This is a genomic window from Xenorhabdus szentirmaii DSM 16338 (assembly GCF_002632585.1).
GTDB lineage: Bacteria > Pseudomonadota > Gammaproteobacteria > Enterobacterales > Enterobacteriaceae > Xenorhabdus > Xenorhabdus szentirmaii.
Genome location: NZ_NIBV01000002.1, coordinates 1,735,169 through 1,758,793, shown reverse-complemented (window position 1 = coordinate 1,758,793; position 23,625 = coordinate 1,735,169). Strand labels below are relative to the sequence as shown.

Below are 23,625 nucleotides of genomic sequence, written 5' to 3'. Positions count from 1 at the left end.
GGGATGCCGGAGTATCGGTTGATCTTGAGAATTCAGGATTTCCCATCAAGATGACTTGATATATTTTCACCGGAGAAAACGCCAGAATACTTGCTTTAGCCGGGGGCCAGATTAAGGAAAAATTCATCATTGTGTGGCTTGCCGGATTTTTTTATGAAGCGCAGCCACAATGCTTTCAGGACCACAACGTTTTCAGGACTACAATGCTTTCAGGAAAAGTAAAACTGGATCAATTATTGCGACACTCTCTTCTTATTCCCGAGAAAATGAACCGACAGAAGCTCTGCATGAAAATGGGGCGGATAGAAAGGGCATTATTTGTTATCGGATACTTGATGATGAGATGCAGAAACGGGCCATACCCATTGGATATACAACATAATGGCTGCGGCCCCCGAAAATTAGAAAACTGACATGAATTCAATTCAAACTCAAAGGATTGGCTTTTTTCAATCCTAACCATGTCCTGCCGACCGATTCTGTCACTAAAACAGCAGGGTGTGTTTTGATGGATTCAGCAATGTCATAGACCAAATCTGCCAGTTCACTTCTGGAGAGGGTGGAAGACTCATGAATATATTCAGAGGTTGGCAAACGGTATTCATTGCCACTACCACTTGAAATAATATTTTTGAATCCGTTGGCTGCCATTTTCTTGTGGAGTTTTTCATAATCTGAACTGTCAGCATTACGAAGTTCTACACGGATAGTAAATTTCGCCATTTAACTTCCCTTATTTAACTGAAAAATCAATAAATTACCGGTTTTTCTTGATGATGAAAAGCAGGAAACGGTGTTGTGGGTGGGGCTGGCTTACTTTTTAACTAATTGTATTCGGTGACAAGCCGCGGGGCAGAATGCTTGCCCCGTTACTTTTAGACATGAATATTCAATGCCTAAAACGTATTATTTCTCACTATGTTTCTGCATGATTTTGGCATGATGAAGAATATGCTCTTCAATGAAACTGGCAATAAAATAATAGCCATGGTCATAACCTGAACGAAGGTTCAGCGTGATGGGATAGCCAACTTCATCGCAAATATCCTGCAATAAATGAGGGCGCAATTGTTCATCCAGAAAATCATCATTAAGGCCTTGGTCAATCAGAATGGGCAAATGCGCTTTCGCATTTTTGATGAGTTCGACGGTATCGTATTGTTTCCATTCTGATGGATCGTCGCCAAGATAGGCTGAGAATGCCTTTTGCCCCCATGGCACCTGACTGGGTGCAACAATGGGGGAGAAGGCGGATACGCTGCAATAGCGTGCAGGGTTTTTCAATGCAATGGTCAAGGCACCGTGACCCCCCATAGAATGCCCGCTGATCCCGCGTATCTCCGTTACCGGAAAGTTGGCTTCAATCAGGGCAGGCAGCTCTGAAACCACATAGTCGTACATGCGATAATGTGGTGCCCATGGCTGTTGTAAGGCATTGAGATAAAACCCCGCGCCTTTCCCCAAATCATACGACGGGGAATCAGCCACATGGTCACCTCTCGGGCTGGTATCAGGTGCAACGATGACGATGCCATGTTCAGCAGCATAACGTTGCATGCCGGATTTCGTGATGAAATTTTGTTCTGTGCAGGTCAGCCCGGAAAGCCAGTACAGCACCGGTAATTTTTGGTCTTTAACCTGAGGGGGCAGGAATACGGAAAAGCGCATCCCGCAACCCAGCACCTGTGATTCATGTTGATAGACATCCTGCCACCCGTTAAAACAGGCATGATGTTCGATTCTTTCCATTACCTTCTCTCTATGATCATGGCGTCAATACCGACGATTTTGCCAGAAACCGCGTTGGTCAGTAACGCGGCAATTCAGGAGCCATTAATAGTGAATTACTGTCCGAATAGATTTCCCTTCGTGCATCAAATCGAAAGCATCGTTGATGTTTTCCAGAGGCAGTGTATGGGTGACAAAAGGCGCAAGTTCAATTTTACCTGCCATTGCATCTTCTACCATTCCGGGCAATTGGCTGCGTCCTTTTACGCCGCCGAAAGCGGTTCCTTTCCATGTTCTCCCGGTAACCAGCTGGAATGGGCGGGTCGAAATTTCCTGCCCGGCACCTGCGACACCAATGATGATGGATTGCCCCCAACCGCGGTGTGCGCTTTCAAGGGCGGCACGCATGACATTGACATTGCCGATGCATTCGAAGGTGTGGTCAACGCCCCATTTAGTCATATCCAGAATGACCTGCTGGACAGGTTTGCCGTGATCATTCGGATTAATGCAATCTGTTGCACCAAATTGTCTGGCCAGTTCGAATTTAGCCGGATTGGTGTCAATGGCAATGATGCGGCCTGCTTTTGCCTGACGGGCCCCCTGAATAACAGCCAGCCCGATCCCACCAAGGCCGAAAACGGCAACAGAATCGCCGGATTGAACCTTAGCTGTATTATGCACAGCGCCAATGCCGGTTGTAACGCCACAACCCAATAGACAAACATGTTCATGATTGGCTTCCGGGTTGATTTTTGCCAGAGAAACTTCAGCAACAACAGTGTATTCACTGAATGTTGAACACCCCATGTAGTGATATATCGGTTGCCCGTTATATGAGAACCGGGTTGTGCCATCCGGCATAAGGCCTTTTCCCTGAGTGTCACGAACGGAGATGCAAAGATTGGTTTTACCTGATTGGCAGAAGTCACATTGACCACATTCAGCGGTATACAGAGGAATAACATGATCCCCTTTTTTCAGGCTTGTGACGCCTTCACCCACCTCAACGACGACACCGGCCCCTTCATGCCCTAAAACAACAGGAAATACGCCTTCGGGATCACTGCCTGAGAGGGTAAAAGCATCAGTATGGCAAACACCGGTGTGGCTGATTTTTATCAGAACTTCACCTGCCTTGGGAGGTGCAACGTCAATTTCGACAATTTCAAGTGGTTGGTTTGGCCCAAAAGCAACGGCAGCACGCGATTTCATATAGCCCTTCTTTTATAAAAATGAGTGTGAATTTGTATATGTTCAATGAATGCTAAGTTTTACCTTAAATTGCACGGTTGGAGAGTCACACAGAATGCGAATTGTGATCAACATGCCATTTTCAGCGAAAAATTAATAAATACATGATGCAATGGATATTTGTGATGCAAGTTCTATCACATTGAAACCGAAGCCCTTTGATATTTTTACCGTCCCAGTGCCGAATAACCATTGGAATGAAACTGCGGGGGCAACAGCGGTTGTTATATTGTGATGATGCCAGACACGTGGGGTATGGGCATGGCCGCTGCCAATAAACTGAATCTTGTGTTTTTCGCCCATTTTTAACAGGGCCTCAGCGTTGTTCAACATGCAACTGTCCACAAGAGGTGTGACAACAGGTAGTACGTGGTGGTGCATAAATACGGCAATATTGAGTTTGTTGTTTTTTAAGGGATAAATCGAAGTTATTTTTCTGGTCATGATTACCCAGGATAACAATACAAGGTATCTTCAATAATTCCATTTTATGCAAAAAATAGCGGTAGGATTCGACATCACCATCATTTGCAATATCGCCTGAGACAATAATGAGTTTGGATTGGGTAAGAGACGGATTCTTTCCTATTTCTTCGCAAACAAGGTCAAAGTTATCATACGGATTTATACCCAATATTTTTTGTTCTCGGCTTTGAGTTAAATGAATATCTGTTGGGTGAATAACTTGCATTTTCTATGACCTTTAAAAATCTATAAAATACCGGAGGTGTAGGGGTAAAAATAAAGTCGTATAACCCCAAAAGCTGTAATTTAAAAAGCTGCGGGGGTATATTCGCTGATTTTATTCCGGGATACTTGCCGTTTTTCATCATTTTGCTGCTTGAATTCAATTTTGGGCTAATGACATTGCGGTATCTGGAATGGGTATCGATGCCACCCATATAATCCTTGTAACATGTGTCCGATAGTCTCTCCCGTTTCTTTCATCAATTCTGATGGTGGTTTGCCCAGCAATGGGAGGTGAAATGCTATCCGTCTCTCCGCGCTCGCTGTGTGACACTCATCGTGGTTTGTTGAAACTGAATGTCTGTTTGCAACTATATTGGCATAAAAAGTTGGCATAAAAAATTGGCACAAAAAGTGACTCATGGATTAGAATTAAACCGGTGCCCATATAAACGATTTATTAATGGATTTTTATCATTGGATAACATTGAAAATACATACTTCATTAAATAATAATGTGTTGTTATTTTTATTTTCATCATGCAGTCTAAACGATTTAATCAATGCAATGTTTTTTTAAAATGAATTTTGGCAAGATAACCGTGTGAAGACTAATATTTATATATGCCAATGTGGATGATGGTATTTTTTGGCCGGGAAATCCATCGCCGGATTGAGAGTGGCGCGAATGTGCTGGAATTAGAGCAGAGCTATACGGCCGGACGGGGCAATTGGCAACCCGAACGACTCTTTCACAGGAAGACGGGTTGTTACGGGAGATGTGGCTAGTCTTGTCAGCAGTGCAACCATAGAAAGTTATCCTGAAGTGTCGCTGGCTTCTGGCTGGTTTGCTTCTGCTGTATCCGGTTTTAATCTGACTTTAGGGTCCGCTGCTCTAATGGCTCTGAATCTGAATAAGGCAAGAAGAGAAGCTGCATTTGTTTTTAATCGTGGATTTATGAAGTAGAATCTCCTGCAAGAAGTGGGAAGCATTCGTTAGCACTTAAGTGACCTAATGCTGAAGAAATACCCAAAGCCACACGAAAAAAAATGCATCAATTTTTAGAAGGAATGGGGTTTGATATAAAATTAGCAGAGAGTCAAGGTGGGGGGCACGCACTATCTAACGTTTTACCAAAATCTGGGGAGGGAATAGATATTAATTCGCTTGCATTTCGTAATGCTTTATATCCGCACGCCATTCTTGTCAATAAACCATATTAATAATATCCGTTCCACCAAGCTCTTACGCTTTTTAGAAAAACGGCCATTTACTCAGTTTATCCGGAGTAGGGCTATGTATCTGAGTTGTACATTGGGCATGATTGCCGCGTTTGGCGTTACTTTCTCACTCAGAATGAGCCGCTAGATTGAATTTGATTAATGCCCAGCCTGCACGACTTTGGATAAGAAAATATCGTTTTCTGATGTGTATTCTGTCCCTTAAATAGAATGATAAAAAAATCGGACTTATACCCATTAAATTTTAATGGGTATAAATCCCGACAAGATATTACGGCATTACATCAAAAGCTTTGCATTAAAAAGTGAATACTAAACCGCGTGTATAGCGCGTTGTAATGTTTCCATACAGTGTATGATTGCTTCTTCTACCGCAGCTTGGCTTTCTCCCATAAAATGCACCCTGGCGGGAATATCGTCATAACTGAAGCTGCTATATTCCCCGCTTTGTTTGATGTTCTGGTAGGTAATCAGAGGGTGGCAGAGTGTCATGTTGGGTTCGAAAGCAAAGCCGGTTTTAAACGGATTTGGCATCATCAAAAATCCGGTGATCTTGGTGTTAACAGGTGCCAGTGATATCCCCAGGGCAGCCTGAAACCACATCTCAAACAAATCGACAGATTCATGACTCAGGGTGATAAAAGGAATTTCCCCTCCACCCACCCGTCCGCCGACTTCCAGAAAAACAAGCTCTTCGTTTGACTTAATGAATTCCAGATGAATAGCCTGATCTTTTAAATGCATCCGATGGCATACTTCTTCGGTGAATAATCTGACCTTACTGATAAATTCAGGGTCATCAACCGTCACTGAGCCAAGGGGCATTGCATTGCGGAAATCCAGACAAGTGTTGATATACTTTGACACTTTGAAATAGGGCATGGTGCTGGAATAAGGACGAGTATTGGGGTCAGGGATCGTATTGCCGGATAAAATAGCATCAACATGATAGATTTCGCCTTCAATAAACTCTTCCACTTCATAACCGGAAAAATCCAATAGATCAGGAATATCGGCAAGCTTTTCTATTTTTACCACGCCGTCAGAAGCTGCACCGACTTGAGGTTTTAAAATGACAGGACGTGCTTTTTCAAGACAAAATGCTTCAATTTCCTGACGTGAGGCAACCTGGCGATATTGTGGATAACGTACCGAAGAGCCGAGCAGTGCTTCCTTCATCGATGTTTTGTTACGGCATAGCAGATTATCACTTATCTTTGCTCCCCTGATGTTCAACTCAGTGCGTATTTTGGCGGCCGTATCGAGATCATATTCGGAAAAAGCGATAACGAAATCGATAGGGCGATTGCAATGAATGCGGGTTGCTTCTTGATATACCACATTGGGATCAAGCTGCTCTACCTCGCACACTTCGGCGCTCACCGCAGGATCGATTAATCGGGTTTTCCCCTGCAATGAAATATAGGATACATGGGCTTCACGGTGGTTGATGTATTTTTTGTAATCGGATAATTCATCGTCGTAACGGTTAATGATGAGTATGTGTGTCATACTATTTTTACCTTTTCATGTACCAGCTTGACCAAGCTACGCATCAAAATTTCGTCCCGGCTCACAAACATCACGTAACCGATTCGGGAGGTCCAATCTTCGGCGCAACCTAAAGTATCCCCGGGTTTCACATAGAGATGATGAGAAAAATATTCTGGCCGGTTGATGAATTCATCAAGGCCATGAAGACTGCCGAAGAACTTATGCTGGCCGCGGGGAATAAACGCGATTGCGGAGACAGAAGCGCTGTGCGGTGGTGTTTGGTGGTTGAAAATTTGATAGTTGAGATGCAAATATTCACACAGGGTAGCCGCAGCGAGATCAATGCCGTTGGCTTGCTTGATGAGCTCGACGATATTGTCTCCCGGTAACCGGGCTGCCAGCTCTATCGCAACGGGGTTACCTTCTGGCGTAACACGGAGCTCCAGATGAAATGCGCCAATATTTAAACCAATCGAATGAATCACCGCTTGTGCATAATCAGTCACGACAGTCCGGAATGCATCATCGTAATGCCGGCCGACAATATGGCCGATTTCAATGAAATAGGGTTCAGAACCCAATATTTTTTCAGTGATAGAAGCAATGGTGATGTTATTGTCCCTGTGCACAATACCTTCAACACTGTACTCCTTCCCTGAAATATACTCTTCGACAATGATACTGCCACTTGTGGTGAAACCCACATCATTCGGCATTAAACACCAAATGGCTTCAACCGCCTCTGTCAGTTCCTCACGGTTATTCACTTTGCGAACATTGATACTTCCCGCCATATCAACGGGTTTGACGATGGCAGGAAAAGGAAAATTGTCGGGGACGTCAATTTCTTGCCCGACATGGAGCTGCAAGTAACTGATATGGCTAAGACCAGTTTCAGTTAATCGTTCCCGGAAATTGAATTTATTGCGAACCCACTGTACCGCGTTGCTGTTCAGGTGGATTTTTCCGGATGCAGCGCCCAATCGGGATGCCATAGGAACGGCATATTCGACACCCGGTAAAATGGCGTCTATTTGACCAAGCTCGGAGAGCTTAACGAACTGGCTTTCAAAATCAGTGGTATCGATTTTGATGACCTGCTTAGCCTTGGTGCGTAAATCATGGCTGAGCTGACGCTCACCTTCATCGGCAGAGAATACATATAAATCAATGCCAAGGTGCTGAGCAGCAGCGAGATAAGTGATACCAGAAGAGACAGGATCGATAACAACAATAGACATTGCTCACTCTCCGATTATCCAAAACTTTCCAACTCACATAAAGGTAGATTGCGTAGTTTGCTGATGATGAGATCAGAGCCGACTCCCACCGTCAGCACGTTAGGTGCCAAATGTGAAGCAATATCAAATTTTTCATGTGTCCACGTTAAGAAGGGAATATTTGTTATATTTATGTCGCTGCCGGTCAGGTTTCGAAAAATATTGATGCAATTAAGGTGGTAATCGCTGATACCAGCACGGTTGATGGCATAAATATCAACCTGCCGGATTGAGTATTTTTCGACAAGATCAAGCGCGCGGGTGAGCGCAGCTCCCATACCACTCCCGCCACTGACTACATTTAGATTCGGAATAAGCGCGGTATATTCAGTTAAAACCGGACTCAAGAGCGTGTAGTCCAATTCATCGCCGACAGATAACGCCTCAAACAGTCTGGAAAATAATCCGTTTGAGCGTAATTTGACATGGAATGTCAGACTGTCGTAGGCTTTTTTCCCCAACGAAACCACAGAATAACTTCTTGATACCGGCATCTCCGGATGTTTCAGGGTGATGACTGATTTAGCATTGTAGAAAACTCTCTTAACACCGAGTGTGATTTCAAGGACCTGATCGGATAAAAGTGTCTTGCTTTTGATTTTGGCTTTCTGAAAGTCACTGATGGCAGGTTTGATTTCAGCATCGGTTTCCGCCTGGCTTATGCAGGGCAGAAATGTTGAATTAAGCGCAACTTGTTTTCCATTTTCTGACACAGATCCTGACATCAGTTTGCAGCGACATACCCGGCAAATTCCTTTTAGGCAGCCTTTTACGATCTCTCCATCAGGGATAGCATCAATAAGCGGCTGCCCACAATCAGCGGTGAAAATTCGCTCTCCAATGCGGATACTCACCTTTGTCATAACATTCATCCACAGTGGCTTATGGCTTATAAGGTTTCAGCGCGCAATGCCTGAAAGTACTCGCCAACCAGGGGGACAAAAACGTTGATATGGGCCACCGCTTTATCCAGATCGCTTTCATTTTTGATAACGGAAGAGAGCATGTCATTCATCATGCCGCTGTGATCTTCTGCTTCATCAAAAGCGACGTGGGATGAAGCACCACTGACAGCCTGTACTCCGATATTCGCGCTCGCTTTTTGTGTGATGAATGGGTTGTATTTGTCACCGTAATACTCTAAAAACCAATCCCAGGTAATGGAGGCAAGTGGGCCGAATTTATTCACGCAAAAATTAAGGTATCCCATTAACTTCCAGGTTTCCGGAAAAGCACATTCTGGTTTTATATCGTCAGGTTTATAACCATATGTCATGAGATCTTGCCCAAACATTTCGTCATGCCCGAATTCATCATAGAGGTAATAGGAAAGTTTTTTGGCCGCTGGAATATTATTGACGGCAGCGACTTGTACGGCTCTGGCATCGAGTTCATTATTCATGTGAATGCGAATAACGCACTCCAGAATATGACGTTTGTAATAGCTTTCGTTAAACCAATCTTCCTGATGGAATTTGGACATGATCTCATCCTTGCGAAATTCAACTTCCATACAAGCATCAACCGTGGATTCAAGTCTTTTTAAAATAGAATCGGTAGAAATCACAATCACTTCTCCAATTAATAGGTAAATTAATCGTGGCCATTGATACTTCGCAACAGTTGTTTATTCAATTCACATCAATAGCCACATGATGGTCATTTTGGTATTTGGCATTTTTTGAATATATTAATTAATTTATTTATAGTATTGAGTAAATTATTATTGGAACATTTTCCCTGAAATGTAAGACCCAAAGTGCGTTTCTTTAAAAGTTATGTTTTTATAACATGGATTCTATTTGACGTGGATATGATTAGTTTTATCACTCTGTGCTCGTTTTTTATCATCATTGCTGATGATAGGGGGTGGATGTTGGTTTTTAAATTTATCGGTGTGGTTGAAATAGTTAGATATATTGGTGAGTGCCGACAAACTAACATGAAGATAACCGTTACACAATAATAAAATTTAATAGTATAAAGTAAATGGTTATGCTCAAAAATTATTACCTCATGTTTTTTCTCAAAATTCTCATTCCCTATTTTCAGGGTTCACGATTTAGTTGGTTAAAATATATGAGAAATCAGGTTGGCATAAATAATCTTTTAAAATGGCTCAACTTAAAACACGGTTGGTTTTTGAAAATATAGGATAAAAATCCGCTGGCGATAAAAAGATGTTGTGGGTTATCTGCATAATGATTATTTAACATGGTTTCAGATGTCCAATGATTATTTAATGATCCACGAGCATTAAATAATCTGAAGAAATATCCAATTCTTTTCGGGAAGAACAAACACACGCTGATTGATTTTATGGTCTAGTATAGTTAAATTGAATAAGCTTTATATTTAATGTTTAAAAGTACTTTACATATAGTACAATATTTGTATATCAAATCAGATAGGTTGTTCGTCAGAGGTTACTGTTCCTTTTTAAGCAAAGAAATAAGGAGTGAGTTAATGATAAATGCTAAAGATATTATTTTCTTTCCTGAGCCTGATCCCAATGAAAACCCTTGGGTACAGGGTAAACCGGTGACAGAGGTGATTGATGTTGTCGAGTATAACCCTGAATGGGTGGTTATATGGCAACAGGTTTCTTCAGTTATCAAAGAAACACTTGGCAATGTTGTCTTGAATATTGAGCACGTGGGGTCGACAGCCGTTCCTGGGCTGGTTGCCAAGCCTGTTATTGATATTGACCTCATTGTGGAAGATCCAACTCAGGAAGAGAAATATGTACCGGCATTGGAGCGGCTTGGTTACACTTTGACGGTTCGTGAACCAAGCTTTTATCAACACCGCTGCCTTCGTCTGGCAAAACCCAGAGTTAATCTTCATGTTTTTGGCCTTGATTGCCCCGAGCATATCCGGCATATTTGGTTTCGTGATTGGCTCAAAGAACATCCTGAAGATTGTGAACGATATATTGCGGCAAAGATAACGGCTAAAGATAATGTCAAGCAAGTAATGGATTATAATAAGCGTAAAGAGCAAGTTGTACATGAAATTTATCAACGTATATTTCAAAGTAAGGGATTGCTGTAATAATGTTTGATAATGACTGGGCGGGTAAAAAGAAATTTGTCTGACTATCCACTGACAGAGTCTTTTTATGTTCCCTTTAATTTTTACAGGTCTTCCGTAGAGCGTGTTATCTTTCAGGCCACTTTGTGGCCTGTGATAGTACTGTCATTTTATATCTCATACAGGGCTAATAACCTCATCTATTAAAGTTGTTGAAACTATTAGGAAGGGATGTTCAGGTTTTCATCATAGTTCTTTAAAGTTTAATAGATTTTATCTTAATTAACACATTAGTTAATGACCATAAAAAAAATCTAATTGCTTTTTATAAAGTTAAGCTTCATTGTTAATAAATAAGACCTTAAGAAAACAGATAAACATGTTTGTTAAGTCGTTAATTTAGTTTTTTTGTAATATACATTATATGCTTTTTATAATATTGAGAGGAATAATGTGCATGTAGCATTCCTTGCCTCGCGAGCGGTAAGGCAAGAAGTATGGCTACTGCTTTGAAAATATATCTAAATAAGATAATACTTAGAGGCTCTCTTAATTTTTTATAAAAACTATTTATCCTCTATAGGATAGAGATAAGAATTGAACTTCCACAATGTTTTTATATTAATCAATGAGAAAACGACTATGCCAAATAAAATGAAAGATGTGAATGATTTACTTGATGATTTAATCTCTAAACCTGAAGTACAGCTATGTTGGGAAAACGAACCTGAAAAAGTAATGCAAGAATATCAATTGACCCCATCACAATACCGTGCACTTTCAGAGGGTAATATAGATGCTTTGATCAATGAAGGGTTAGCGGATAGGCACATCCAGCAAATGAGAGTTAGCTGGTAATGATTGATTTCAATTCCCATTTCTTGGAAACCATAGGGTTGCGGGTATCTCGCTTGGCTGTTGGTGGAAGTCATTTTGGTGTGAGCGCCAGTAGAAAAGATGTTATGCGTATCGTTTCTACGGCATTAGATTTTGGCGTTAATTTTTTTGATACTGCCGATATTTATGGTAAAGGTGAAAGTGAAAGTGCATTAGGTGATGCAGTGTATGGCCGTCGGCATCGTGTTGTTATTGCGACAAAATTTGGTCATGATGAAGAGGCAAAAGGTGCGGGCCGGGCAGCCATGACACGAAGCCTACACAATAGCCTTAAGCGCCTGAAAACGGACTATATCGATTTATACCAGCTACATGCACCTGATCCGTCAACACCTATTGAAGAAACTATTTCTACCTTTCAATTATGGGTAAAAGAAGGGAAAATTCGAAGTTATGGTATTTGTAACGTTAGATCTTCAGAAATAGAACATTATTGCAATATAGCTCGGGCAATGGGGGGAATATTGCCTACTAGTATACAAAATCCCGTCAATATATTGAATTACCAGAGTTATGAAGAGATACGTTCTTCCCTTAGTACATGCCAGCTTGGTTTGCTTGCAGCACTTCCTTTGGCCCGTGGGTTGTTGAGTGGGCGTTACCGCTCTGTGCTGGATGTTCCTCGAACACATCCTTTGTCAGGTTATAAGGGGCTTGGTTACCGTAATGCGCATACAAAAAAGATTATTGAACGATTGATATATGCGGCACAACAATTAAATCGTTCTCCATCTGTATTGGCGCTAGAAGTCATATTGTCAAATAAGGATATTATTTCTGTTTTGGTTGGAATGAGACATTCTGAGCAATTAATTTCTTTAACTGAACTTCATCCATCATTACTCCAGAAACAAACGATTGATTATATTCTTGGGCGGCGTTTATCTCTGGATTGAATATGTAAAAAATTAATCTGCGATTATATTGGAGATATATTAAATGGCTAATATTCTGAATCTGGATGCATTAAAAAATATGAAGCTCAATGATGATCCTTCACCTTGGGCAATTTGCGATAATACGTTTAAGCAAATGATTTCTGATGATGATTTTCCGGTTGACCACTGGACTTATCATTCGCAGCGTAAACTTGCTGAAGCACTTGGTAAGAAAGGATCTCAAGAATGGTATCAACATAATGTAAAAACTCGGCCTCTTCTGGAATTGGGAGTAAAAGAACCTTACATGCCTGATGAGCTTCCTGATATTTGGCTATCAATTGCAAGTGATCTTTTATCAGATGATTATACCGAATGTATTAGTGAGATCAGTGAATATGATGTCAGAAAATTGCAATTTCAGGCACATTTTTGGGAATTCGGCCCTGGTTCATTTTTTCAGCCTCATGTAGATAAACCGCACAAAATAGTAACGCATTTAATGTACTTAACGGACAATTGGGTGCCTGAAATGGGAGGGTGTTTACAATTATTGCGTTCTGCAGATCCAAAGGATGTTGTAGTAGAAATTGCACCGAGAAAAAATACATCGGTACTTATTCGCAGAACAGATTCAGCCTGGCATGCGGTTACACCTATTCCTAGCGACATGCAGACAGTAAGAAAAGTGTTGCAGGTATGGTTTTGGGATACGCCTGCGAGCTGAGGTCAATTTCAAAGTGTTGCCCCAAATAATGAACATTTAACTGTTGGCTAATAATACTATTAAACGGTTAGGTATAGTTACATGATAAATTGGTTGAATACACTTTCTGAATATAATGATGCGGTTGCTTCTGACTTGGGTATCCCTATTATCCGGCCAGAAAATATCGCTCAGGAAGTTCGCTGGCGTAAAGTTATAGAAGAAATGTATGCGAAAGAACTTCGTAGCAGTGACAATCAGGATGTTGTGATAATTAATGTTGGGATCAATACATATTCTATGGCTTTATTATATGCAAAGGTCATGGGGTATTTCATTATTTCAGTCAATGACATTGATAATGTCACTTTGTTATTAAAAGAAGTCAGAGAAAAAAATATTATTTTTATTACCTTGGCACATGAGCTGAAAGTGGGGTTTGTTGCCAATGCACTAGAAATATCCTCTAATTCTGGCAAAAATATCGGTTTTTTGTGTGGGAGAACTCTCTCTGGTCTTAGCTATTTAATTGCCAAATCATTATTAAAACCCGCTTTATTAGAACAGAATGAATTTCTTATTGATGCACCGAAACATAAATATACAAGCGATGAGAGTCAGCCAGAAAAATTAGTAAAATTACTCTCACAACCCGCTATGCTAAAAACGATTAGAAGCCATGGTGAAGGAAGTCATGCGAAACTGCCTTCATTAACTGTTTGTGGATTGCTTGAAGAAACAGAATTTCCTCTGATGCCTGAATGTGGATGTTCACGTCTGACTCGGCGATGCAAACGAGCACATGGAAAAACTCAGGTATTTTATGGGGCAGATATTCGTGCTTATGCCATTAATTATATATGTTGCAATGGCTTTAATATGGCTGGAGAACTTTATCCCTCTCCGGTATCCATGATCCTGGCATTGACAGAAGGGTGGCCAGCCGCTGTTTTAGCGCCAATTCGCCCATTGATTGCTCCGGATCACTTTCTGTCATTATTCAGAAAAATGGCGAAAGGAAAAATGCCGCTTGGGCAAATTGTGGCATCATTGAATGATGCTTGTGCTGAGCTTGGACAACCTTTTACTTTTGCATTAATTGGCGATCCAACCTTGCAATTATCATTGCAAGATGAAAATCCATCCTTGCCAGAAAGCCTGCATGAACATGTTGAACCAGAATCAAACCGTCAGATTATGATAGGGATTAAAAAAGTATTGGAGGAAGGAATTTATGGTTATCGATTATTACGTTCAATTGATGCATGGCTAGGTGAAACGGTAGCAGATAAATTATCCTGTTTGCGAGAAAAACTGATCAATATTGAAAGGTTGGCTCTTTTTTCTCTGAAAAAATATGAGGTTTCTTATCTTCAGGAGGATAAGAAAGCGCTTGTGCGAAATAACGGACTTATCCAACTATTGATGACTCAATGGGAAAAAATTTTGGTATCCCTATTACATGAGGGGCGTGAAGATTTTGATGTCTTTGATTTGCTGCATTACGATCAATTGATGAATGAATTAAAAATAGTTGAACCGTGCCGGCGATGTGGAACATTAATGGAAGTTTCTTCATTTGGTCAAATAGGAGGAATAACGGGATGTAGTGAAACTTATATGTGTCGGGTTTGTGGTCCGCTTGCGGCCTACCGTTATGGTGGTATTCGCCTGGAATATTTGACAGAAAAATGGGTTGCTCGGCAAGGAGAAAGGATGACTGTAAAAATTCGTCTCCATACTTCTCATATTGTTCATCCCATTTCTCAGCGAGTGCATTTGGAACTTCGTGGATATGATAAATCCACGGGGCAGTGTTTTGTTTCTGAAATAAAAACAGCAGAATTGAAACATAATAATATCATAAGGTTTGAATTTACATTGGATGAAAATCAGGGATGTGATTTACATAGTATTCGAGTTATCGCTGTATCTGGTTTTGATATTGCTTTTCTCCGCATCCGTCTGGCTTGCTTACCTAAATAGTCATAAGGATAACATTTTTCGTGTCATCAAATTACGGCAGGAAAATATAATGAGAGTACTGGTTCTTAATCGTCGTCCTATTATAGAGAAGATGGCATTATGGTTTTCTGAAGCTGAAATTGACATTTTTCTTGTAACACCCAAGACATTATTATACCCCTTGGAAAAATCTCTTAATAAAGTATATGGTAATATTAAAGGAATTTATCCTGTTGAAGATTATGATTCACCTTTAGTTAATAATCTCATTCTTAAATTAATAGAAGAAAAGCAAATTGATCGTATTGTTTCGGCAACAGAGATTGATGTTTTACGGGCTGCAAAATTGCGTGAAAAAACGGGGTTAATGGGGCAGAACGAAATATCAGCCCTGGCTTATAGAAATAAGTGGATAATGAAATCTCTTTTGAAGAAGAATAAGATCCCGGTTGCTAAAATGCGACAAGTGACTGACAGGAAATCAGTAGAAAAATTTGTTGATGAGTGTGGTTTTCCTATCGTTATTAAACCGGTTGATGGTGGGGGATCAGTCGGTGTGCAGATCATTCACCATGCCGCACAGTTGCAGGATATTAATTTTGAGTTATTAAAATCAGGTTATCTTGTTGAAGAATGGATTGAAGGAGAATTTTTCACGATTGATGGGCTGATGAGAAACGGTGAAATGCTGCACTGTTGGCCTTCACATACAACCGCTAATTTTTCGGCCGTTAACGGTGACTCTGCGCTGCTCAGTTGGATGCTATTGTCAGATAATCCGTTAACAACAAAATTATCTGGGCTCATGTCACAGGTGATTATGAGTTTGCCGCCAACACCGGATACTACGGCATTTCATGCAGAGGCGTTCTTTTGTGAAAAAACACATCGTCTTGTAATGTGTGAGATTGCTTGCCGCCCCGGCGGAGCAGGGCATGTACCTGTATATGAAATGGCATTTGGCTTGAATTTGTATAAAGAAACACTATTTGGTCAGGCAGGGCTGCGTGCTCAGGAAACTTATCAACATATTCAGCCTAAGATGATGGCAGGGTTTGCCTGGTTTCCTCCCAAAGAAGGGGTATTTCGTTATGCTCCAAGCAGTTGCCCAGTTTCTGGCATTGTGGATTATCAATTAATGGCGAGCACAGGCAGACATTATCAGGCTCCTGGTTCGATTTCAGATCATATCGCCAAGGCATTTGCATTGCAGGCGGTTGATCGTGATCCGGCTGAGGTTATTACTGAAGTTGATGCTTGGTGGAAAACTAATGTAATTTGGGAAAATGAAGAGAGTAAATCAAATCATTAGGGAAAGCCTGATAGTTTTTACATGATATGACATAGTCGAAAAAATACCAACTTGAAAGATAAAAATTATATTTTATTTTCATGTCTTATGGGGAAACTAAATGACAGGGCAACGGGTATCAAATAGTTGGTTTACAGAAATAAAAAAACATTTGAAAGAGTACTGGCAAGATCATGAAGTTGGTTTGTTGATTGATTGTTCAGATAGTTTGAATTCGTTGAAAAGTTTGATGTTCGAACTGCAAATATGTGGTGCCAAAATAAAAGCATTAATATCCGTATCAGAGGAAATATGGCGGCCTGAAGGGGTATTGTGTTGGCATATTGTTAATATTGAAAAACATCCACTGCAAACGTTATTGCAAAAAGAATTTATTTGTATTAAACACTGGTTGGATAAAATTGATCCAGGAAAAAATATCACTTTCTTAGGGGGAATAAGGTGCGAATTTTCTTCATTAGCTGATCGGCCTGTTTATGGCAGGCAAAGGCCAGAATGGGCAAAATTTGAAGATAAGACCTATATTGATGGCAATTTTCGTCGATGGGGAATTAATACACCACCTTATAAAATCATTGCACCTGACTTTAATGATGCCTTGGCTGCATTTTGTCTTCTTAATAAAGGGAAAGGTGTTATATTGGCTGCCGACAGTTCAAAGTCATTTCATGCAGGTTCAGAAGGCTTGTCTTGGGTTAAGGATCATCATGAGCTTGCTGAGGCGTTGGATAAATTCCACGATCAAACTGAAAAACTTCGTATGGCTGAATTTATACAAGGAATTCCATGCAGTATTATGGCGATGGTTTTGCCTAAAGGTGTTGCTGTTTTTGATCCGATAGAAATATTGACAGTTTTTGAAAAATCAACCAATCAACTTTTGTTTTGTGGTTCATCGAATCGTTGGCGGCCAGGAAAACATAGCGAAATTATGCGCAGTCATACCCGCTTGGTGGGAGAAAAACTGGCAGAGGAAGTCGGTTATAGAGGAATATTCAGCCTTGATGGGATATGGACAGGCAGTGAATTTTTTGCAACAGAAATTAATCCGCGCCATGCGTCCGGGTTGGGTCTCAGTCGTGCAGTGCCTCTGTTTCCTGATTATTTATTTAATCGGGCCATTCAGGAAAATAGCGCATTTGTTGCGGACATTGATCCTTCCCAAGTTGAAATCATTTGGCGTGATATGATCCAGAATTATTCAGGCCAAGATATTACTGTGTTGGATGGCAATGAAAAACAACAAAAAGTGGTTGAAATTGAAGTGAATGACCAGATGATCGTATTGGGAGTACCTTCTGAAGGCATCAATGCACTTATTTACCGACCATTGTGTCAGGAAAAATTACTTGGAAGTATTGTCGCTGAATTGCTCAGTCAAGTTTCTAATCGACATTATATAAGTTTCGTCAACCATGATATAAAAAACGGCTGATGTCAGAGTCTAAAAACATACTGAGAATAAGAATTATAGGATATATTAATAGCTTGAAGATGAAACTCTCTCCAAGCTTATTTTGTTATTTCTTTATTAGGCCATTACCTGTATTGTAATATTTTTCGAGAAAAATAAATCCAATGCCTGCTAAAGCAACATATAATATGATATTAATCCACAAAAATGTGCTGGAAAAACTGATAAACTGGGTAAATAACCAAGGGGATATTACAGTGGCTCCTCCGAACGCAAACTGAAGAACAGCAGAATAACGCCCTTCATAACCAGACCGAGAAAAAATTAAAATGGCAATTCCTAGTTGTGCTCCGAGAATGGCTTCAGCAAGGCTAAGCAGTATAGTTACAATAAAAATTAAGATAAATTGTAATATAAATTCACCGTGAATAAACAAAATAATGCTATAGGCAATCATTTGTAAAAACCCAGACCATGCTAAAGATTTCAGGCATCCCAGTTTGTCACCCAGTTTTAACGCAACTTGCTGAAAGCAAGGAATACCAAAACAAAGGCCAGTAAACACAAAAGCTGCAAACCAAGAGGGTAAATCGCGCTCAATAAGAAAGTAATAGGGCAGCACAAGCTCAATGCTTTTTCCTGCCAACAGAAATATACCAATCAAAAAAACGAAAATAAGATATTTTATATCTTTCAGAATAGAAAAGGAAAGAGTAACGTCTTTATGTGATTGTATTTTATTTGGAGTGATTTGATTAGATCCCTTAATAGCTTTTTTAGTTATTATAAAAATAATAAATCCAGATATAAAATAACCAAAAGTGTTTCCCCAAATAATCAAATTAACGATGATATTAGATATTCCATTTTTATCAATAAAAAATAGAGACAATAATGCGCCAAAACCTAATCCAATATTTCTACAACTATTTATGGTGGCAAAAATATTCATTTGAGTATTTTTAATAGGGAATAGGACCCTTATTGCAGCAGGATTGGCACACCAGTAAATACGTTCACCGATGGAAACACACATGACGATGACAGCAACTTGCCAGGGTGTTGAAACAACCAGCATCCAAGGGAATGCACTAAATCGCAGTAAACTACCTACCAGCGTTGAGTTAGCTGGCCCTAATCTGTCAGCTAATAGGCCTGCTGGATAACCAGTAATAAGTAATGCGATCATCGCACCTATCGTCATAGCCAGCCCAACATCTACAATATTTAACCCTTGTACTAAGACTAAATAAAAGATTGCTATAGGGCGCCAAATTCCTCCGCCTATACTACCAATTGCCATGGCCAGTAAAAACAGGTGTTCTTGACGGTTTAATGCCATGATTTTTTTCTCTCATGTAATTAATGAGCTCATACCCTTTGTATTTCAGGTACAGATTAAAAATATTCGTTCAATGATTATATTTATGAGATATTTTTTGTAAGAATACTTTAACTTCTGTTCTTGATGTCAATTTAATGTAATTCCCATCAAAATCATCCAATAATAATTTATCTTTTTTGAATTGATACTTTCTATATTTTATTATTTGTCGTAAAAAATCTAAATTTACTTTTTCATGGCAACCAAGGGCCATATCAGGACGCTGCTTGCCATGCCATTTAGCTATACGTATTACTGCCTGGAACAAACAAACATAGGTTGGTAAGTAGAGGTGAATAACTGTATCTGCTTTTTCTAACCGTTGTAGCAAGCTTGAACCGTAATTACCATCAATAATCCATGATGATTTATTCGTCAAGGTACATAATTTTTGTTGCCATTCCTTTGCTGAAGGAGCTATCCAACCTTTTTGCCAGTACTCTTTATCAAGATGAAACAAGGGGATAGAGCAAATTTGGCTTAACTGTCTGGCAAAGGTTGACTTTCCTGCTCCAGGAGAGCCAATGACTAAGATACGCTTCATATTATTGATCATATGTATTTCCACCACATGAGATTATTTTTGTCCATTCATGCAATATAGGGATAATTGTTCCCTTCGATAATTCATAACGGCGGGCTTGCAAATGTTTAGGGACGCCATTTATGTTGGCTTTATTTTCTATCAATTGATATTGACGGCGGAGGAATCTGGCAGACAAAGCAAAATCATGGGCGATTTCTAAAGTGGAAAATTGGAGCTGGTGAAGAATAGCAGCAGTGACAAGGCCTGTGCGGTCTTTTCCTAAACTGCAATGAAGCATGACATTCCCTGTTTTAAGTAAGTTTTTTATTTTATAGGCAATATCCCATGCTACATGGCTCATGGTGAAATAAAGATTAATATAATCAGATTCTGTGACAATACGTGTCTGATTATTTTTTGGTGGCTTAAATCTAATGGGGTAATTGATATATTGAATTGATGTTGGAATATGAGAGTTGAATTGAGGTTCATATTCTTCAGGTGTACGTAGATCTATCCAAGTATTGATGGGCAATATTCCTGATAACTGACTATATGTTGCTTTTTCTTTTCCTTTCTGCATACCACAACGAATTAGCATGCCATGGCTGATTGTTGAAGTATGCTTGATTTTTAATATTCGTCCATTCAGAATATCAGCGTGATGTATTGGGTAGATATTTAGTCGGTTTAAATTATTTAACGGTTTTTTCATTAGTGTTCACTGTCATTCATTGATTGTGGATTTGTTCGTTATCATCGTATGTTGAAGGAAAAATTTGTTTTAGAAATTTCATCATTAATTCTAATTCTCCAATACCGATTCGGACATAGCCATTCATTCTCTCTTGTGTACTCATATCACGGATATAAAACCCACCTAAAGCCGCGTTTTCTACTAATTTCATGGGATTTTCACCAATAGTCTTCACATTGATAAAATTGGCACCTGAGGGAATAATTTTCCAATTTGGGCGTAGCTTCATGATAGTTTCACTGACATATTCCCGTGTTTGAATAATGGATTGACAAATTTGTTTAATATGTTCTTTTTTAGCTAAAATTCCTTGAAATAATGTCCAGGTACTACCTGAGATTGCTGATTCAGTCCGTTCCTGGGACAAGATATTTATTATCTCAGGAGAGGCTATTATGGCAGCAATACGAGCACCCGCTAAACCATAACCTTTAGAAAATGATCGAACATAAATAATGTGCTCAGGTTGGCCTAAAAGATCTAAATGGTTAATATTGCCAAATGCCATAAAGCATTCGTCAATAACCAATAAATGACCATGTTTGGCACAAGCATGAGAAATCGCCAATAAGGCATTATTATCAAATTCTATCCCCGTTGGGCTATTGGGATTTGAAATTGCAACAATAGAGGGTGGAGTCGTTTGGATTATATTTAGTAATGTTTTGATACAAAAATTTTCCGCATGTTGGTCATTGAAATAAATGGGCAATATATCTATTTGATTAAGATTGGCATGATCAATCCAGCCAAAATAGTTAGGTATAGGAATAATTAATCTTTTTGTTGTACAAGCAATCAAACGTAAGATCAAGCCAATCGCGATATCTGATCCCGGGGTGAAATAAATAGAAGATGAATTCATTCCTAATACTTTTGCGGCATGTTCATGTTCAATTTGTGGGTAAGGATAAAATTGATGTCTTTGTGGTTGAATAATAATGTCCTGAATAATTTTTGTTAATGCTTTATGGTGTAATTCACCACTGCGTAAGTTTATGCCATCAGATAAAAATTCCCGTTGACGAGAAAGATATTTGGGGATCTGAGGCAGTGGGTAATGATTATTAATAAGTGTCGTATTAGCCATTAATACACTCCGTAGCGGATGATTTAAATTTGTGCTCCCAATGCACGAAGTTGCCCCAGTAAATCTGGGTAACCGCGTTCAAGGTGATCAATACCACCTATTTTTGTTTTCCCTGATATTTTTAATGCTGCAATAACCAGAGCTGCGGCTCCACGTAAATCAGCGGCTTGTACGGTTAAGCCACTTTTGCAGGGAACATGGGGAACAATGTCTACTGATTTGGTATTGTGAATAACTTTAGCTCCCATTTTTTCCAATTCTTCAATATATTGAAAACGTTTGACCCAAACTTGTTCTGTAATACTTCCACCCAATTGAGATGCCATCAGCAACAGAGCCATAAAAGGTTGGCTGTCACTGAATATTCCATGTGATGTGACTTGAATATCCAATCGGGATGGAGAAGACACTTGGACGATGGTGAGAGTATTATCTTTCCACAGGAGTTGATAACCCAATTTTTCTAAACAAGCGATTTCAGCAGAAAGCCCCGTTTCGATAGCATGTTGTGAAACACCAGTAATAGAAATTGGAGCATTGCAATAAGCGGAAAGGGTCAAGTAAGTCATAACTTCGATGAGATCAGGGCCAAGAGTTGTTTCAAAACCATCCGCTTCAGGTTTCCCTGCAATCACAATGCGGTCTTTTTCCCAAGTGATATCAACTCCCTGATCTCTGATGGCTTCAACCAATGCCATAACATCTGGCTTAGAATAAGGATTGATAATTTCACTGATGCCTTCAGCTCTCGCGGCACATAATAATGCGGCTTTTGTTGCGCCAGAATAAAGTGGGCCAGTCAATTTTCCAGTGCTTTTTTCAACGACGGCAAAATTAGCCATATCGATTTTAGTGGGGGAAAAACGTGTGACTGTTGCTTGTATCGTATTTTCTATGTTTTCGACCTTGGCGCCGAAGCGTTGTAAAACGGTACACAGTTGTTCTATAGGGCGCTCTCCTCCTTGGCCGACTCCAATTTTACAGCCACCCGTTTCACCTAATATGACATGGCCTTCCTGGGCCAATATTCCAGGAGCCAGATACCACGCACCATGGATCAAGGTACTTAAATCTTCAGGTATTTTGGTATTCTTCAAACCACGGGGATCAATATACATAGTGCGTTTTTCTGGCTTGTGCAATATTCTGGCACCCAGTGATTGGCCTATTTTCCCCAATATTCTGATATCTGCAATATCAGGAACATTTTTGATTAAAGAAGGTTGTTTTGATGACAAGGCCAGGCTAAATAATGGTGGGAAAGCATGTTTAAAACCTGAAATATGTACACACCCTGATAATCGATTTCCGCCTATCACTTCAATTTCTTGCATATTGTTTCTCCAGTCCTTATTCCAAATTAAAAACAGCTGTGAGCACGCGCCGATAAGTCCCTTCAGGTGCAGAAGCTGAGATGGGGGTTACCATATGCCATGATTGATCTGAACGTTGTAGAATCACTGACGTATTCAGTTCTGGCGGAATTTCATGATAAATATCTTGTGAATCATCAGAGTGTAAAATACGCAGACATCCTCCCCAATCAGGGGACCAATTTTGATTGAAGTTAAAAATTTGAGTCACAATTTTTTCAGTTTTATCTGTATGTGGCCCTAACCATTGAGAAGAACGATATCGCCAGAATGTTAGGCTTAAATGAGCTGAACTGAGATCTCTGCCAATCAATTTTCCTACCTGCTCCCGATATTGATTGCTTTTTAGATAATCACAAAATTTGGTCCATACAAGAGAAAGAGGGATCTCCTTTTCAACGACTAATGCCTCCAGGCTATAGGTTTTTTTATCATCGGTTTGTTCAGCCATTTTTTCTGCCATGACAAAGCCTTCATGAGGAAATGTTTCCATCAGATCATTGGCTGTTTTTTCATCAGTAAAAGGAGATACCATACCCCAGTGGTAGGGAACATCTGTTAATACTTGGGGAAGTAATAAATTAAACATAAATTTCATTATCCTT

Annotated in this window: 24 protein-coding genes; 9 read left to right on the top strand and 15 right to left on the bottom strand. The window is 39.9% G+C overall.

Annotation, left to right across the window (positions count from 1 at the left end):
• The first annotated feature begins 169 nt into the window (after positions 1-169).
• The gene (locus Xsze_RS17580; protein WP_038239481.1) at positions 170-382 is read left to right on the top strand and encodes a hypothetical protein; all 213 of its coding nucleotides are present in this window, start codon (positions 170-172) and stop codon (positions 380-382) included.
• Between the two features lie 38 nt (positions 383-420).
• On the opposite strand, the gene ghoS is transcribed toward Xsze_RS17580, so the two are convergent.
• From ghoS to Xsze_RS17555, 5 genes are all read right to left on the bottom strand, one after another.
• Positions 421-723 carry a type V toxin-antitoxin system endoribonuclease antitoxin GhoS gene (gene ghoS / locus Xsze_RS17575; RefSeq protein ID WP_038239475.1) on the bottom strand — a complete coding sequence of 101 codons (303 nt, stop codon included), beginning with the start codon at positions 721-723 and terminating at the stop codon, positions 421-423.
• 183 nt (positions 724-906) lie between these two features.
• Entirely contained in the window at positions 907-1,749 is an 843-nt protein-coding gene (fghA, locus tag Xsze_RS17570; protein ID WP_038239472.1) for an S-formylglutathione hydrolase, read from the bottom strand.
• Between the two features lie 84 nt (positions 1,750-1,833).
• Entirely contained in the window at positions 1,834-2,943 is a 1,110-nt protein-coding gene (locus Xsze_RS17565) for an S-(hydroxymethyl)glutathione dehydrogenase/class III alcohol dehydrogenase (protein WP_038239470.1), read from the bottom strand.
• Between the two features lie 132 nt (positions 2,944-3,075).
• Positions 3,076-3,315, bottom strand: coding sequence for a metallophosphoesterase family protein (locus Xsze_RS17560; RefSeq protein ID WP_038239465.1), 240 nt, complete (start codon positions 3,313-3,315; stop codon positions 3,076-3,078).
• A complete protein-coding gene (locus tag Xsze_RS17555; RefSeq protein WP_038239460.1) occupies positions 3,299-3,673 on the bottom strand; it encodes a metallophosphoesterase in 375 nt (124 codons plus the stop codon). The genes Xsze_RS17560 and Xsze_RS17555 overlap by 17 nt, the downstream gene beginning before the upstream one ends.
• A gap of 777 nt (positions 3,674-4,450) precedes the next feature.
• On the opposite strand from Xsze_RS17555, the gene Xsze_RS17550 reads away from it, so the two are divergent.
• Positions 4,451-4,636: a hypothetical protein gene (locus Xsze_RS17550; protein ID WP_038239459.1), complete on the top strand. Its 186-nt coding sequence runs from the start codon at positions 4,451-4,453 to the stop codon at positions 4,634-4,636.
• Between the two features lie 587 nt (positions 4,637-5,223).
• Here Xsze_RS17550 and Xsze_RS17545 read toward each other — a convergent pair.
• The 4 genes from Xsze_RS17545 to Xsze_RS17530 are packed head-to-tail and all read right to left on the bottom strand — an operon-like array spanning position 5,224 to position 9,252.
• Complete coding sequence (locus Xsze_RS17545; RefSeq protein ID WP_038239458.1) at positions 5,224-6,423, bottom strand: ATP-grasp domain-containing protein; 1,200 nt, start codon at positions 6,421-6,423, stop codon at positions 5,224-5,226.
• Positions 6,420-7,646, bottom strand: coding sequence for an ATP-grasp domain-containing protein (locus tag Xsze_RS17540; RefSeq protein ID WP_038239456.1), 1,227 nt, complete (start codon positions 7,644-7,646; stop codon positions 6,420-6,422). Before Xsze_RS17540 ends, Xsze_RS17545 begins: the two co-directional genes overlap by 4 nt.
• 14 nt (positions 7,647-7,660) lie before the next feature.
• Positions 7,661-8,548, bottom strand: a complete 888-nt coding sequence (locus Xsze_RS17535) for a 2Fe-2S iron-sulfur cluster-binding protein (protein WP_038239451.1) — start codon at positions 8,546-8,548, stop codon at positions 7,661-7,663.
• A 26-nt stretch (positions 8,549-8,574) separates the two neighbouring features.
• Complete coding sequence (locus Xsze_RS17530; RefSeq protein WP_038239447.1) at positions 8,575-9,252, bottom strand: hypothetical protein; 678 nt, start codon at positions 9,250-9,252, stop codon at positions 8,575-8,577.
• A gap of 899 nt (positions 9,253-10,151) precedes the next feature.
• Between Xsze_RS17530 and Xsze_RS17525 the strand changes: the two genes are divergently transcribed.
• The 7 genes from Xsze_RS17525 to Xsze_RS17495 all read left to right on the top strand — a co-directional run bounded on the left by Xsze_RS17525 (position 10,152) and on the right by Xsze_RS17495 (position 17,911).
• Complete coding sequence (locus Xsze_RS17525; protein ID WP_038239445.1) at positions 10,152-10,739, top strand: GrpB family protein; 588 nt, start codon at positions 10,152-10,154, stop codon at positions 10,737-10,739.
• A 621-nt stretch (positions 10,740-11,360) separates the two neighbouring features.
• On the top strand, positions 11,361-11,576 hold the full coding sequence (locus Xsze_RS17520; RefSeq protein WP_038239443.1) for a hypothetical protein: 216 nt from the start codon (positions 11,361-11,363) through the stop codon (positions 11,574-11,576).
• Positions 11,576-12,511: an aldo/keto reductase gene (locus Xsze_RS17515; protein ID WP_051462443.1), complete on the top strand. Its 936-nt coding sequence runs from the start codon at positions 11,576-11,578 to the stop codon at positions 12,509-12,511. The genes Xsze_RS17520 and Xsze_RS17515 overlap by 1 nt, the downstream gene beginning before the upstream one ends.
• 43 nt (positions 12,512-12,554) lie before the next feature.
• Positions 12,555-13,220, top strand: a complete 666-nt coding sequence (locus tag Xsze_RS17510) for a 2OG-Fe(II) oxygenase (protein WP_038239440.1) — start codon at positions 12,555-12,557, stop codon at positions 13,218-13,220.
• Positions 13,221-13,301: 81 nt separating this feature from the next.
• The gene (locus tag Xsze_RS17505; RefSeq protein ID WP_038239439.1) at positions 13,302-15,185 is read left to right on the top strand and encodes a hypothetical protein; all 1,884 of its coding nucleotides are present in this window, start codon (positions 13,302-13,304) and stop codon (positions 15,183-15,185) included.
• 49 nt (positions 15,186-15,234) lie between these two features.
• A complete protein-coding gene (locus Xsze_RS17500; RefSeq protein WP_051462442.1) occupies positions 15,235-16,476 on the top strand; it encodes an ATP-grasp domain-containing protein in 1,242 nt (413 codons plus the stop codon).
• A 100-nt stretch (positions 16,477-16,576) separates the two neighbouring features.
• On the top strand, positions 16,577-17,911 hold the full coding sequence (locus Xsze_RS17495; protein WP_051462441.1) for a hypothetical protein: 1,335 nt from the start codon (positions 16,577-16,579) through the stop codon (positions 17,909-17,911).
• An 85-nt stretch (positions 17,912-17,996) separates the two neighbouring features.
• Here Xsze_RS17495 and Xsze_RS17490 read toward each other — a convergent pair whose 3' ends face one another.
• The 6 genes from Xsze_RS17490 to Xsze_RS17465 all read right to left on the bottom strand — a co-directional run bounded on the left by Xsze_RS17490 (position 17,997) and on the right by Xsze_RS17465 (position 23,609).
• On the bottom strand, positions 17,997-19,232 hold the full coding sequence (locus Xsze_RS17490) for an MFS transporter (protein ID WP_244431816.1): 1,236 nt from the start codon (positions 19,230-19,232) through the stop codon (positions 17,997-17,999).
• A gap of 70 nt (positions 19,233-19,302) precedes the next feature.
• Positions 19,303-19,830: a P-loop NTPase family protein gene (locus tag Xsze_RS17485; protein WP_051462440.1), complete on the bottom strand. Its 528-nt coding sequence runs from the start codon at positions 19,828-19,830 to the stop codon at positions 19,303-19,305.
• Positions 19,820-20,515 (bottom strand): tyrosine-protein phosphatase, encoded by a 696-nt coding sequence (locus tag Xsze_RS17480; RefSeq protein ID WP_038239437.1) that lies wholly within the window; start codon positions 20,513-20,515, stop codon positions 19,820-19,822. The genes Xsze_RS17485 and Xsze_RS17480 overlap by 11 nt, the downstream gene beginning before the upstream one ends.
• Positions 20,516-20,531: 16 nt before the next feature.
• Positions 20,532-21,647, bottom strand: a complete 1,116-nt coding sequence (locus tag Xsze_RS17475; protein WP_038239435.1) for an aminotransferase class I/II-fold pyridoxal phosphate-dependent enzyme — start codon at positions 21,645-21,647, stop codon at positions 20,532-20,534.
• 23 nt (positions 21,648-21,670) lie between these two features.
• Positions 21,671-22,981 (bottom strand): hypothetical protein, encoded by a 1,311-nt coding sequence (locus tag Xsze_RS17470; RefSeq protein WP_038239433.1) that lies wholly within the window; start codon positions 22,979-22,981, stop codon positions 21,671-21,673.
• Positions 22,982-22,997: 16 nt separating this feature from the next.
• A complete protein-coding gene (locus Xsze_RS17465; protein WP_051462439.1) occupies positions 22,998-23,609 on the bottom strand; it encodes a 2OG-Fe(II) oxygenase family protein in 612 nt (203 codons plus the stop codon).
• Positions 23,610-23,625: the final 16 nt, after the last annotated feature.